The 13956-nt window shown below is 61.2% G+C and carries 11 protein-coding genes and 2 riboswitches; of the genes, 6 read left to right on the forward strand and 5 right to left on the reverse strand.

The window, feature by feature from the left end; translation table 11 throughout:
- Nucleotides 1–4 precede the first annotated feature (4 nt).
- On the forward strand, nt 5–1282 hold the full coding sequence (locus T8T98_RS12885) for an ISL3 family transposase (RefSeq protein ID WP_000610830.1): 1278 nt from the start codon (nt 5–7) through the stop codon (nt 1280–1282).
- A 252-nt stretch (nt 1283–1534) separates the two neighbouring features.
- A riboswitch (cobalamin riboswitch) is annotated at nt 1535–1734 on the reverse strand.
- A gap of 100 nt (nt 1735–1834) precedes the next feature.
- Here the strand turns inward: T8T98_RS12885 and T8T98_RS12890 are convergent.
- The 3 genes from T8T98_RS12890 to T8T98_RS12900 all read right to left on the reverse strand — a co-directional run bounded on the left by T8T98_RS12890 (nt 1835) and on the right by T8T98_RS12900 (nt 5476).
- Entirely contained in the window at nt 1835–2764 is a 930-nt protein-coding gene (locus T8T98_RS12890; RefSeq protein ID WP_011415074.1) for a cobalamin-binding protein, read from the reverse strand.
- Between the two features lies 1 nt (nt 2765).
- Nucleotides 2766–3320, reverse strand: a complete 555-nt coding sequence (locus T8T98_RS12895; protein ID WP_011415075.1) for a hypothetical protein — start codon at nt 3318–3320, stop codon at nt 2766–2768.
- Between the two features lie 11 nt (nt 3321–3331).
- On the reverse strand, nt 3332–5476 hold the full coding sequence (locus T8T98_RS12900; RefSeq protein ID WP_322295690.1) for a TonB-dependent receptor plug domain-containing protein: 2145 nt from the start codon (nt 5474–5476) through the stop codon (nt 3332–3334).
- Nucleotides 5441–5672, reverse strand: a riboswitch (cobalamin riboswitch). (Overlaps the previous gene by 36 nt.)
- Nucleotides 5673–5830: 158 nt before the next feature.
- Between T8T98_RS12900 and T8T98_RS12905 the strand changes: the two genes are divergently transcribed.
- On the forward strand, nt 5831–6313 hold the full coding sequence (locus T8T98_RS12905; protein WP_041685275.1) for a hypothetical protein: 483 nt from the start codon (nt 5831–5833) through the stop codon (nt 6311–6313).
- A gap of 47 nt (nt 6314–6360) precedes the next feature.
- On the opposite strand, the gene T8T98_RS12910 is transcribed toward T8T98_RS12905, so the two are convergent.
- Nucleotides 6361–6645 (reverse strand): hypothetical protein, encoded by a 285-nt coding sequence (locus T8T98_RS12910; RefSeq protein ID WP_011415078.1) that lies wholly within the window; start codon nt 6643–6645, stop codon nt 6361–6363.
- A 154-nt stretch (nt 6646–6799) separates the two neighbouring features.
- Nucleotides 6800–7573, reverse strand: a complete 774-nt coding sequence (locus T8T98_RS12915; RefSeq protein WP_322295691.1) for a hypothetical protein — start codon at nt 7571–7573, stop codon at nt 6800–6802.
- A 295-nt stretch (nt 7574–7868) separates the two neighbouring features.
- On the opposite strand from T8T98_RS12915, the gene T8T98_RS12920 reads away from it, so the two are divergent.
- The 4 genes from T8T98_RS12920 to T8T98_RS12935 all read left to right on the forward strand — a co-directional run bounded on the left by T8T98_RS12920 (nt 7869) and on the right by T8T98_RS12935 (nt 13735).
- Nucleotides 7869–9071 (forward strand): tyrosine-type recombinase/integrase, encoded by a 1203-nt coding sequence (locus T8T98_RS12920; RefSeq protein ID WP_011415080.1) that lies wholly within the window; start codon nt 7869–7871, stop codon nt 9069–9071.
- Between the two features lie 328 nt (nt 9072–9399).
- Nucleotides 9400–10794, forward strand: coding sequence for a chromate efflux transporter (gene chrA / locus T8T98_RS12925; RefSeq protein ID WP_041685277.1), 1395 nt, complete (start codon nt 9400–9402; stop codon nt 10792–10794).
- A 23-nt stretch (nt 10795–10817) separates the two neighbouring features.
- Complete coding sequence (locus tag T8T98_RS12930) at nt 10818–11735, forward strand: DUF1259 domain-containing protein (RefSeq protein WP_041685280.1); 918 nt, start codon at nt 10818–10820, stop codon at nt 11733–11735.
- A gap of 479 nt (nt 11736–12214) precedes the next feature.
- Nucleotides 12215–13735, forward strand: a complete 1521-nt coding sequence (locus tag T8T98_RS12935) for an ABC1 kinase family protein (RefSeq protein WP_011415083.1) — start codon at nt 12215–12217, stop codon at nt 13733–13735.
- Nucleotides 13736–13956 lie beyond the last annotated feature (221 nt).

A 13956-nucleotide genomic window follows, 5' to 3' on the forward strand; every position in this document is an offset into this window, starting at 1 on the left:
GGAGATGATTAATTCGTTAAGCCTTCCTGGGTACCAGTTGGTGGATTCTGATGAGCAGAATGAAGACATACATTTTCGGCTTGAAGCACCTACACCAGTAGCCTGCGAGGGGTGCGGCGTGCAGGGTGAGTTCGTACGGTTCGGCAAGCGTGACGTTCCCTATCGTGATCTGCCCATCCACGGCAAGCGGGTCACTCTCTGGGTGGTCCGCCGCCGATACACCTGCCGGGCCTGCAAGACAACATTCAGGCCCCAGCTACCAGAGATGGTGGACGGATTCCGTATGACACTGCGGCTGCATGAGTACGTGGAGAAGGAATCCTTCAACCACCCCTACACCTTTGTGGCGGCACAGACCGGCCTGGACGAGAAGACGGTGCGCGACATCTTCAACGCCCGCGCCGAGTTCCTGGGGCGCTGGCACCGCTTCGAGACGCCCCGCATCCTGGGCATTGACGAGCTATACCTGAACAAGCGCTACCGCTGCATTCTGACCAACATTGAGGAGCGAACCCTGCTCGACCTGCTGGCCACCCGCCGCCAGGACGTGGTGACCAACTACCTGATGAAGCTGAAAGACCGGCAGAAGGTCGAGATCGTCAGCATGGACATGTGGAACCCCTACCGGGCAGCGGTCAAGGCTGTGCTGCCCCAGGCCCGTATCGTGGTCGATAAGTTCCATGTGGTGCGCATGGCCAACGATGCCCTAGAGAGAGTGCGCAAGGGCCTCAGAAAGGAGCTGAAACCGTCCCAGAGCCGGACTCTCAAGGGAGACCGGAAAATCCTGCTGAAACGCGCTCACGAAGTCTCAGACCGGGAGCGCCTCATCATGGAGACCTGGACAGGCGCGTTCCCGCAACTGCTGGCCGCCTACGAGCACAAGGAGCGCTTCTACGGCATCTGGGACGCCACCACACGGCTCCAGGCAGAAGCCGCCCTGGACGAGTGGATAGCCACCATCCCGAAGGGCCAAAAGGAAGTCTGGAGCGATCTGGTCAGGGCAGTGGGAAACTGGCGCGAAGAGACCATGACCTACTTCGAGACGGACATGCCCGTCACCAACGCTTACACGGAGTCCATCAACCGACTGGCCAAGGACAAGAACCGTGAAGGGCGCGGTTACTCCTTCGAGGTGATGCGGGCACGAATGCTCTACACCACGAAGCACAAGAAGAAGGCACCGACTGCGAAGGTCTCTCCTTTCTACAAGAAAACCATCGGTTACGGACTGCCGGACTTCGCAGAGGAACTCAACTACGGAGTCGATCTATCAACCATCTGAGGGTGGTATCAGATTGATGGGGTGAAGGTGCCCCATCAACCATTAAATCCGTATACCCTAGTTTTGAACATGGTATTTTCTCCGTGGGCTCTATGCCCTTCACGCCGACATAATGGCTTGGATCTCCGAATCCCGGCCGAGCAGCCTGGCCAACGGACGCATTACGCCGACCGGGCGTGCTCGGAGCAATCCAAGCCGCTATCGTCGCTCCGACGAAAATGATTTCGCGCCTGACCAATCCCATGAGCCAGGCAAGAGCGACTCGCTCCGGTCGGTCTCCTGGTTTGCGGGTCATCGCTTGAATACACCTTCCCGAACAAATCATTAGGTTCAGTGGCTGCGGAGTGACCCGCCTGTATTTCTCGCTCGCCGCTTACAGTTGCAGGGACAGCCGCAGATTTGACCTTGGAAGGCCTCACTGTGTTCCCGTTACCGGTGCGAATTTACGCTGAATGCGCGCAACGTAGCATCCAGCTAGCTTGTTGTATCGGTTCGTACCTTAAAAAAGAAGGGGCGAAGGGATCATATGCGTCGAACGGTGCGGAAACATCGTCAATCCCCGCCGATGACCATCCAGTCCCGTCCCATTTCGAATGCGCGAATTGAGCTCGTCCCGAGCAGCTGCGCAATAAGCTCGGCAGATTCGACGAGCCGTGGGCCGGGCCGATTGAAATAATGATGGCCATCGACGGCGAAGACCTTTCCTTTGCGAACCGCGGTAAGGTCCTTCCAACCGGAGCGGTCGACGAGCGAACCGAGATCGGCGAGTGTCTTCGGCAATTGATATCCGCAGGGCATAGCGACGATCAGCTCGGGATCGGCGGCGATCAAGTCGTCCCATTCCAGCCACGGGGAATGTTCACCGGCTCGCGCGAATAACGGACGACCGCCGGCCGCCTCGATCAGTTCGGGCACCCAGTTTCCTGCCGCCATCAGCGGATCGATCCATTCGATCGCGGCGACGCTTGGACGATCTATCCTCCGCCCTCGGTTTTCGGCCAGCCCTGCCATGCGCCGTCTCAAGCCGTCGACCACCGAAGATGTCCGCTCGGACAATCCCGCCGCTTCGGCGACCTTGGCGAAATCGCCCCACACATCCTCCAGCGTGTCGGGCGCCAGCGAGAGCAGGACCGGTGCGGTTCCGGTCCACTCGCTCAGTGCCTCCTCCAGATCGGCAGGGGTAACCGCGCAGACCGCGCATTGCGACTGCGTCAGGATGAGGTCGGGCCGCAGGTCGCGCAGCAGCGCGGTGTCGACCTCGTATACCGACAGACCCTGCCGCACGATTCCCTGAACCCGGTCGTCGATCTGGCACGACGTCAATCCCTTCTCCAGCTTGGTGGACGTGACGACCGGCAACCCCTTTACGGATGGCGGATAGTCGCATTCGTGAGAGCGACCTACGAGGTTCTGTCCCAACCCGAGCGCGACGGCGATCTCGGTCGCGCTCGGCAGGAGAGACACTATCCGCGGATGCGCCATGTCAGGCGAGCCGCAGCCGCGGCGTGGGTCCGAAGAGTTTTGGAGCGGTGCTGGTAAGGATCCAGTAGGCGCCCGAAAGTCCTGCGAACCACAGTGCATCGTTCGCGAAGATCTGCCCCACGATCGGCATCGCGAAGGTCTCGGTTCCGCCTACGACCAAAGTGAGCCCGAAGAGCGCAGCCTCGTAGACGAAGAATCCGATCAGAAAGGCACTCAGCGTCCGAAACGAACTCAGCTCGTCACGTTCGCCCATGACGGCGGCACCTGCAAGCATTGCCAGAACCGATGCGATGCCGAGCGCACCGCCCCAAGCGAACGCATAACCCGTATGCGGGTAGCCGAGAACGGTGAACCCCAGCACCTGGTTGGTCGCCCAGATCGCGAGGATCGTCGCCAGCGCGAGCGAGCGGTGCATGGTCGCGGCGGTCACGATCGCCAGAGCCACGAACGGCATCATGCAGGCGGCGGCCAGCGATCCGCCCACGGTCGCCAAGGCGAGTGTGACAGGCCATGCGAACCTAGCAGCCTCCGACTGCGCCGTGATTTCATCCGTCATCGAAATTCTCCCTAGAAGCGTGCGCGCGCGCCGACGGCGAACGAGCGTCCCGGCGTCGCGAAGCTGAAGACATCCTCGTAGTCGGCGGCCGTCAGGTTCTCGACCCGGCCGAACAGCTCGACATTATCCATGACCCTCACGTCGGCGGCGACGTTCAGCAGCAGGTAGTCGTCCAGTTGCACGCGAACCGGCACGAAGGAGGGATCGATGAAGGCGCTGTCGATCGTCTCGCCATTGTAGCGCGCGACGAGCGTGACCCCTCCCGCATCCCCGGGAACGCGCCAGTCGACGGCCAGACTGGCGGTATGCGAGGGCCGACGTACCTCGCGCGTGCCATTCTCGCGGGAACGCAGATAGGTGTAGGCTCCATTGACGCGCCAGGCCTCGCCCAAGCGCGCCTCGCCGGACACTTCGACACCGTTTCTTTCAGAGACGGTGTCGCGATTGCTGGGGCTGGCGACGAAGTTCGGGGGCGGAAAGGAAGTGAAGATCTCGTCGTCCAGTTCGCTTTCGAAATAGGTGACCCCAATCGAAGCGCGCTCACCGAACAGCGATTGGTCTATCCCGATCTCCCATCCGCTCGACTTCTCGGGCCTCAAGTCGGGATTGCCTATAAAGCGACCGTCGACGAAACCGTAGAGTTCGTAGAACGAGGGGTTCTTCACCCCCGATCCTGCTGCCCCGCGCACCCGCGTAGCCGCAGCGATCCGATAGCTCGCCTGAAGTCTGTAGGTCGTCGTATCGGCGAACTGGTCGTTCCAGTCCCTGCGAATCGAGGCGGACGCGCTCGCCCGGTCTCCCAGATCGATCGCATACTGGCCGACGAGGCCGATATTGTCGATCTGCCGACGACCGGTAAATGCGAAGCCGGTCGGATCGGTGTTACGGAACCGTTCGCGTTCGACGTCGAGAGCCGCCGTGACCCGGTGTGTGAGACCGCCAGCTTCGATACGCAACGTCGTATCGTAGGACCCTTTCAGCCTCTGCCCTTCACTGCCGTAGCTGCGTCCAGTCGAAGCGAAACCGTCGCGCCGGGTGTCCGCGATCTGTGCCGACAGCGCATGGGTCCAACGATCGTCGAGCAGGTCCACCTCGCCCCGCACCAGCGCGTAGACAGCCTCGTTCTGGAAACGGTTGCCGGGGCTATCGACCTGGAATCCGAACGTCGGGCTTGCCGGATCGGAATCGCTGTCGTTGAATTCGGCATCGGTGCGTGCGTAGCGCAATACGCCGGTAAGGCGTGCATCGGACGTAGGCGCGAACGTCGTCTTGAGAGACACCGCACCGCTGTCGTTCGCAAGGTCGCGCGTGCCGCCGCGGGCGCCTGGCGTGCCATCGGTGGTGTTGAGCGTGGCGGACAGCGCATAGTCGAGATCGCCGCTATATCCGGCGATCCGGGCAGCACCGTTCAGCGTGCCGAACGAACCGGCTTCGATACGCGCGGCCGCCCCGGGAGCATCGCGGCCGCCGAGCGTGATGTACTGGATGACGCCGCCGATCGCGTCCGATCCGTAGATCGCGCTCTGCTGCCCGCGCAGCACCTCGATCCGCGCCGCCTCGTCGGCGATGAGCGTTCCGAAATCGAATTCGCCAGCGTAGGGGTCGGACACCTCGATCCCATCGATCAGGACGAGCGTATGATTGGCTTCGGCCCCTCGCAGCCGGATCTGCGTCTGGCCGGGAACCCGCCCGACCGCGACACCCGGGACGTCGCGCAGCACGTCGGACACCTCGCGCACTTGCCGCCGATCGAGGACCTGCTGGTCGAGGATCGTGACCGATCCGCCAACCTGATCGATCGGCACGGGATCGGTCGCGCGGTTCCCGGTAACGACGATCGAGGTCGTGGAGGTTTCAGGATCGGCATCGGGATCGATCGTTTGCGCGAGCGCCGGACTTGTCAGGAATGCGGAAGACAGAAGCAATAAATGAACGTATTTCATAGACACGAATTTCCAGGGCGCCAGGCGACTTGGCCGGAGCGTCCGCGCAAACGCGGTCGACGAGACTGCCAGGGGACGGACGCGTGCATCCCCCGGCGGTCCTGCCGATGCGGCTCCAACCGCTACTCGTCGCCCAGACGAAATTCGTTTCGCGCCCGGCCAATCCCATGAGCCCGGCAAGAGCGACACGCACCGGTCGGTCTCCTGGCTCACGGGTCACTGCACGCGACATACCTTCCCAGACGGACATCGCCGCCCAGTGGTCGTGGAGCGAACCCCACTCATGTCACGCGCTCGCCGCTTACAGTTGCAGGGACAGCCGCAGAATTGGCCCGGCAAGACCTCACTGCGTTCCCGTTACCGGCACGCACTATCGGCGAGCGATTTCGCCGACGCTGGACGCTCTAGACTTCACCCGAATGTTCGGCAAGCATGAGCTTGCATAGTCGAGCGACCAATCAGCGCGCTCACTCGGGAGCTTGAAGAACGGATGGCTGGAAGAACTATCGGTGCTGTAACGGCGGACTTAAGTTGGTAATGTTGCCCGGACCAAAGTGGGAAACGCCATTGGAGGCCAGAACCTGGCTCATCGAACAGCGCCGCGTATTGAAGTGGTCCCATAAGGACGTGGAGAAAGCCTTTTTTTCATGCGCGGTCAAAAGTGATCTTTATATTGGACCCGGCGGAGGCAGCAGATTTGATCGGGCTACGGAAAAGCGCGTGGCTCGATTCGAACGGGAAGGCGACGCTATCCCGGATTGGATGTTCTGGATGCCTCTTGTCGTTCAGCACGCGCAGGTCGCGTATGAAGATCGCTGGGACTGGGAACGCGAGAACATCCCGCAACACAGCGATGTCAGGCGCGAGCGCGAAGAAGAGGAGTATTACGCTCGGCTGTTCGAGCTCAACGATCAGGAGATCGCTCTCTTGTCTCGCTTTCGAGAAATGGACCGCGACGAGCGCGAGGTTCTCGGGGCGATGCTTGAACCACAAACCTTTTGCAAAATCAGAGCTTCACTGGCGCGAAACTCCAACGGCTCGAAACTCTAAGCGGGCCATTCGCTTCAAGGTAGTTTCGAGCAGCCGGCGCACGGCGATCAGTCTGTGTCATCCGGCCAATCGTCATAGCTGTCCGGCAGATGGCTCAGATCCTCAGGCGGGGTCATGAACTCTTCTCGCTCCATCTTCGTCATCATGTCGGTCCGGATGCTCTTCTGCAACTGCTCGTCCCAATCGGGAATTGCAGAAATGCGCACCAGCATCACTTCGACTTCACCGTTATCATAAATCTCGAACGTCCGCGTCTTCGCAAGTTCGACATAATTGCCGAGATCCTGCGCGAGCTCGTCGACCGAGATGCGAAAACATGCATGTGGTTTCATGGGATCAGAACCTTTCGATTGCTTACAACAATCCCGCCGACCGCTGAGCCGTGTGGGCGATGCGGTCGGGCAGGCAAAAAGGTTCGTGAGCGTGATAGCCAATCGGGCGCGGAATGGAAGCCCCGCTCGCAGCTTTCGATGAAAGCGCGCTCTTCTAGCGTTCGAGCTGACGCATCAGATACCCCGCGCCTGCCGGCGTGACATTCACAGCGATCGCGAGCTTGTTGCGTGTCAGCGAAGGCAGTGCGACCCGCAGCTCGGCCGCTTCGGCGAGCCGACTGCGCCTGGTCCGCTGGAAACGCGTGCGCAGATCGCCCACATCCCGCTCCATCCGACAAAGCGACCGATAGGCGGCGGGAGCTTGTTCGGCGATGCAGTCCGCGACCGCCGCGGTCCATTCCTTCGCCGAACCGCACAGGAACTTCTGTCGCGGTACCAGCGAGGGAAGCGTATGCGCCGACAGTCCTGACCGCCGCAACATGGCCGGGACCATGAGGTAGGCGAGCCAGGCCTTGGGATGGTCGTGGTTGAAAGCGATCTCACGGCCGTCCGGTAGCCAAGCGACCAGGCGGGTGTGATCGGCGGACCTGTCGATCAGTCGACCCATCTCCGCCATGCGTGCGCCGATCGAGGCGAGCGTAGGTTCGAGGTCGGGTTCTTCCGCCATCCGTCGCAGCGCCCGCCACAGCGGGCCGTAGTGCACGAGATCGGCATTCGCCCAGATCGCCGCTTCGCGCTCCGGATCGATCAGTGAACCAAGCAGACGGCGGACTTGGCGGGCGTGCGGACCTCGGTCCGGTTCGAGACTCTCGAGGAAGTAATGGACGATCGCGACGACGCTCAGCGGATCGTTGCGCCCTTCGCCGCTACGGGGCGGCAAACCTGAACCGGCGAACCAGGCTTCGATATGGTTGGCGTCGATCGGCACGCCGGCGTTGCATGCGGATCTGGCGGCGCCCTCGAAACGCGCGCGGATGGTCCAGGCGACCCGCGCCGGGCTATGGGCGAGGCGCCCGTCGAGCCTTCCGAGCTCGAGGAGAGGGTCTGTCGTTGCAGGCATCGTTTTCTCGAAAACCCTAACGAACGTAGCCGCCTATAGATTCCGCGCGAAAGCAAAATGGTACGTTGCTTTCCCTCTCTCGTACGGTCCGTGCATAGACATGTGATAAGGAGAACTTATCACATGTTGCGGAGTGTGCTGTTTGAGTTAGTTTTATGCCGGCATGTCCGATATCTCGCCCCCCTCCGCGTTGCCCGGTAGCGCTCTCGCCGCGCTCGAAACCGACCTCGCGCTCGCGCTACGCGCGCCGAATGTCGCCGTCGATCGCGAACTGCTCGCCGCTTACGTGGAGGCGGCCGCGCCCAATTCGATCCGCGCGCTGCGGCAGGATGTCGAGGCGTTCGACCTGTGGTGCCGCCGCAGCGACGCTCGCGCGTTTCCGGCAACGCCCGGGATGGTCGCGGACTGGCTGAAGCATCGGGCGAGCGAGGGTGCCGCGCCCGCCTCGCTGGTGCGGTACAAAGCATCGATCGCCAAGGCGCACCGGCTGCTCGACCTCGACGATCCCACCAAGCACGAGATCTGCCGGCTCGCGATCGCGGCGCATCGCCGCAATGTCGGCTCACGGCAAAAGCAGGCGCGGCCGCTGCGATTTCGCGGCGCGGTCAAAGATCCGGTGCAGGCCACACCGCGCGGCATCCATATCCGCGCGATCCTCGGGGCCTGCGATAATACACCCACCGGGCTGCGCAATCGCGCGCTGCTCTCGGTCGCCTACGATACCGGCCTGCGCGCGAGCGAGTTGGTCGCCGTCGCAGCCGAGGATATCGTCGAGGCGCTCGATCCCGATGCACGTCTACTGCGGATCGGGCGGCACAAGGGCGACCAGGAGGGTGAAGGCTCGACCGCCTACCTCTCGCCGCGCAGCGTACAGGCGCTCCAAGCTTGGCTGCATGCCGCCGACATCAGCGAGGGGCCGGTGTTCCGGCGCGTGATTGTGCGGCGCTACGCCGATCGGCCAGCGCGCAGGCGAATCGATCCAAATACAATCTCAGGGCGCGCGATCTGGGATCCGCGCAAGTTCGCGGCGAAGGCAGCGGTTGCGGCGCGGACTGAATACAATGTGGGCGAGAAGGCACTGCACCCCGGCTCGGTCACGCCAATCGTGCGTGGCATGATCGCTAGCGCAATCGATGCGGGCGCGTTCGGCGATCTCGACAAAGAACAGGCGAGGAAATTGGTCGCAGGATTCAGTGCACATTCGACGCGGGTCGGGTTGAACCAAGATCTGTTTGCGATCGGCGAAACGCTCGCCGGGATCATGGATGCGCTGCGGTGGAAGTCGCCAAAGATGCCGCTAGCATACAACCGCAATCTTGCTGCCGAAGCTGGCGCAGCAGGTCGGCTACTATCGAAGCTAGATTAGGTCGTTCGGCGAGCGGTGTTTCGCAGCTGACACCGGCAGCTTTGCGCCCTCATATTGGACATTTGATCGGTCTCGTCGCGATCCTGAAACCTGCCACTGGACTAGGTAGTAGCTGAGGGCGGCTTCGTGCCCTCAATTCGGAAATCGGAGATACAAATGCCGATCTCGAAAGCCGACATTCTCCAAGTGCAAGGCAGACTGTTCGCGTAAGGCTTTTGACAACACCAGATCAATGATCTAGCAGTTTGACTTCGGGCACTTATTCCGGCGCCCGGTAAGGCAATGCGCCCAAGTCCGGCTCGATGAGCTGTGTGCGAAGGACGCGTTGATGAATTCTCCCGCTAATTCAGGTTCCGTAGAACAAACTCCGATCCCGTTTTCCGATGGGGTGCGTGTCTGGGCGCGCATAGCCGCGTTGAGCTTTGGTGGGCCAGCCGGCCAGATCGCGGTGATGCACCGCATTCTAGTCGATGAAAAGCGCTGGATCGGCGAGAACCGGTTCCTGCATGCGCTCAATTACTGCATGCTCCTGCCCGGACCGGAAGCCATGCAGCTTGCCACCTATATTGGCTGGTTGCTCCACGGCGTTCGCGGTGGCCTCGTCGCAGGATGCCTGTTCGTCCTTCCCGGCTTCCTCAGCATTATGGCGCTTAGCGTGCTCTATGCCAGTTTTCAGGAGGCCAGCTTCGTCCAGGCGATTTTCTTCGGCATTAAGGCGGCGGTGCTCGCCATAGTCATCGAGGCCCTGCTGCGCATCGGGAAAAGGGCATTGAAAACTTGGCCCATGTATCTGATTGCCGCCGCAGCCTTCGTGGCGATATTCGCATTCGATGCACCTTTCCCGCTGATTATCGCGGCCGCCGCGCTGGTCGGTTTTCTTGGAGGGCATTTCGATCCTGCACGCTTTCTGGTCATTCGCGCCCGTGAAACGACCGAGGACGGGGAGAGCGAGCCGGAAGCCGTGCTTCATACAGGCGGTATGGCGAAAGCGCAGCCTACATGGCGCGGAGCAGTCCGCACGGCCTTGATCTGGGGCAGCATCTGGGCAGCTCCCATAATTGCGCTGATCCTTCTTGTTGGCCCAAATCACGTGTTCACGGAACTGGCGGTTTTCTTCTCCAAGCTCGCGGTCGTGACATTCGGGGGCGCGTATGCCGTGCTGGCCTATATGGCGCAGGAAGCCGTGCAGACGCATGGCTGGCTTGCCCCCGGTGAAATGCTCGATGGGTTGGGCATGGCGGAGACCACGCCGGGTCCACTGATCCAGGTCGTCCAATTCGTGGGGTTCATGGGGGGATATCGCGAAGCAGACATGTTAGGCCCGGTGGCTTCGGGCATCGCGGCTTCGGTCATCGTCACGTGGGTCACGTTCGTGCCGTGCTTCCTATGGATTTTCCTTGGTGCGCCATTTATCGAAAAACTGCGCGGCGTGAAGCTTCTGACAGCGGCGCTTTCGGCGGTGACGGCAGCAGTCGTCGGTGTGATCCTAAACCTTGCCATCTGGTTTGCACTGCACGTTGCCTTCGCACGGCTTGACGAGGTTCGAGGTTACGGCGCACGCCTGCTCGTGCCGGACTTCGCCACGATCGACGTCGCCTCCGTCGTCATTGCCGCTGCGGCCCTGATCGCCATGCTGCGCTTCAAGATCGGGATGTTGCTCGTTCTCTTCGTGAGCGCACTCATTGGGTCGCTGTATTACCTCGCAATGATGGCTGGCACCTGAAATCACATCCAAGGAGAACTAAGATGAAGCAATTACGCAGAACATTGTTCGTCGGCGGCTTGGCTCTATCGCTATCAGCGATGTCGGCGGCTCTTCACGCGCAGGATAATCTCGGCAATCTCGAGGCACTGATTTTCGAGGCATCGCACTCGGAGGTCACCATGACCGACGATGGGGTCGCACGCATCGGTTGGACGCGCGCCGACGTGCCGGTGATGGTCGACGGCATGCGCCTCGATCCCCCGGCAGGTCTCGGCTCATGGGCTGCCTTCAAACCCGTCGATGGCGGAGTGATGGTCATGGGCGACACGGTCGTATTCGAGGATGAGATAACAGCCGCGATGGACGCTGCCCTCGCCAACGGGTTGACCGTCACCGCGCTGCACAATCACTTCATATTCGACGATCCGCCGGTCTATTTTATGCATATCGGCGGGCATGGGGAAACCGCCAAGATGGCAGCGGGTGTAAAAGCCGTTTGGGATGCCATCAAGGAAGTGCGCGCCGCCTCGCCGACGCCGCAGCGCAGTTTCGGTGGCATGACGCCGGATGCAAACGGCACGATCGAAGCCCTGGCGCTGAGCGAAATCTTGGGCACCGAGCCAAGCATCGCCGATGGTGTCGTGAAATACACCTTCGCTCGCCAAGGCCGCATGCACGGCGTTGAGATCGGTGGTTCGATGGGGCTTACGACCTGGGCGGCGTTCTCGGGCACCAACGACCTTGCCGCCGTGGATGGTGACTTCATCATGACCGAGGACGAAGTCCAGCCCGTGCTCCGCGCACTGCGCGAGCGGGATATCCATATCGTAGCATTGCATAACCACATGATCGGCGGTGAACCGATGTTTTACTTCCTCCACTACTGGGGAATGGGTCCAGCAAAAGAGCTTGCAGCGGCGATTGCTGCTGCCCGTAACGCACAGGCCGAAACCGGATAGGCGCAACCATTCCGATAAAAATCAGTACGGCAGCGATCGCTTGCACCTCATTGCGACAGGCATTGTCTTCGAAATGGCAGGGAACGTGAGTTATGTCGCTAGCTGGTGGGCATGTCTTTGAATGCGATGTGGATGGGACACGGCGCCGCGATTTGAATCGCGACCGGATTGTCCGTTTTCTTAGGAAAGCTCCCGAAACCAGACTGTCTCGAAGCGGCCCATGATTTGTCATCGAGTGCAGGCGTGCTGACGGTCGAACTCGGGAAGTCAATATCGTATTGATGATGCCCGAAAATTAGCGTGGAACGCCGACGTCGCTGGACCTTAAATAGCCTTTCAGTGCAGCGGACAACATGGCCGCAACGCAACCACCACGTGGGATAAGCTACGCCAGATTTCCTCCGCTTGGACAATTGGGCGCGATCGCCCAAGCAAGTTAGCTGTGGAACAGAAGCTGCAGCGTGCCCATATGCTAAGCCATGTTGAAGACCCTTCGTATCGCACGCCGGGACCGGAAGCGCTTGGAGGAACTATTCAGCGTCACTTCCCGCTATGGACTCGGCCTTCTGCTGGCGCGGATAGGGCTGGACCGGACGGGCAGCGACGATGCCGGCGACGGGTCGTCACATAGCCTGCCTCGGCGGACCCGCCTTGCCATGGAAGAGCTTGGGCCAACCTTCGTGAAGCTCGGCCAGATCCTGGCGACACGCGCCGATCTCCTATCTCCGGAATGGATCGCCGAACTCGAGCAATTGCATAGCAAGGCGCCGACGCTTCCCTTCGAGGAGTTGCGACCGATTGTCGAGGAGGCGCTTGGTGAGGCGCCCGAATGCACCTTTGCGGAATTCGATACAGAACCGCTGGCGGCGGCCTCCATGGCGCAGGTCCATCGTGCGACGCTGCACGACGGGCGCGCGGTGGTGATCAAAATCCGCCGGCCCGGCATTCGTCCGAGGGTGGAGGCTGATATCCGGCTCCTTGCGCATATTGCGACCCTTGCGGAACGCGGCAGCACCGAAGCCAAGCGCTTCGGACCGAGCCGGATGATGCGGCAGCTTGCGGACGCGATGGTCGAGGAACTCGACTTCACGAATGAAGCGCGCAATGCTGATCGTCTGCGGACGGATTTCGCGAACGAGCCCAGTGTCGTTGTGCCCGAAATCCACTGGGAATGGACGTCCGAGACGTTGCTCGTCATGGATTACATAAACGGTGTGCCGCCGAGCAATGCGCAGGCTCTGGTCGCTGCAGGGCTCGATCCGACCAGAATAGCAGCGCTGGGCGCCGACATGGTGCTCGACATGATATTGGTGAACGGCCGGTTCCACGGCGATCCGCACCCGGGGAACCTTCTCTGCCTGCCGGGCAACCATATAGCTCTGCTGGACCTGGGCATGGTTGGTTATGTATCTCCGCGCAGGAGAGAGGAATTCGTCAGCTTCGTGCAAGCGCTCAGCACTGGCAGCCCCGCGCAGCTCGCCGACGTGCTGACGCGGTGGTCAGTGGGCGACGACGTTCCGGCCGACCGCGTGCTCTCCGCATCCGAACGGCTGATCGCGCGCCATGGCAGCGGTCGATTGGTTCTGGGCGCCATGGTAACCGATTTCCTAGGGCTGATGCGCGACGAGCGCATGACGTTACCACCCGATCTTCTCCTGATCTTCAAGGCGCTGATCACGATGGACGGCGTGTTATCGAAAATTGAACCGGATTTCGACCTGACGCATGCCATGCGACGCTCTTCGTTTCGAATCGCGCAAGCGCGGTTGTCGCCCGAGCACTGGGCTCCCGTTCTGCAGGGCGTCGCCTGGGAATTGCTCAAGATCGGAGATGATGCGCCGCGCCTGATCCGGGCAGCGATCCGCCGGTTGGAGCAAGACAGAACGCCGCCGGCTTCATCGCCTTCGGATCGCAGCCGCGCGAGTGCCGACATTCGCTGGGTTGCAGCTGCAATCGTCTCAGGCGCCGTGATCATGGCGATAGCGCCCTGGTTTTATTAAGCCGTGGTCGGCGAGCCCGTCGAATTTCGGTTGAGTCATTAGCTGAATGGCAGCCTTGTGCGCTCACGCCGCTAACATCGGACAGTCGGCTTGCGGCCCAGTTTCTGCATCGATCTGTTACCCGTAAGACGCTCAGCCTGGGGAAGTTCGCGTTAAGTCCGAACGCAGCTAGGTTCCTCGAATTTTTCGAAGAGCCAGGTGATTAAGACTGATTAAGGCTT

The organism is Pelagerythrobacter marinus, assembly GCF_034375205.1.
In the GTDB taxonomy this organism is placed as follows: Bacteria; Pseudomonadota; Alphaproteobacteria; order Sphingomonadales; family Sphingomonadaceae; genus Pelagerythrobacter; species Pelagerythrobacter marinus.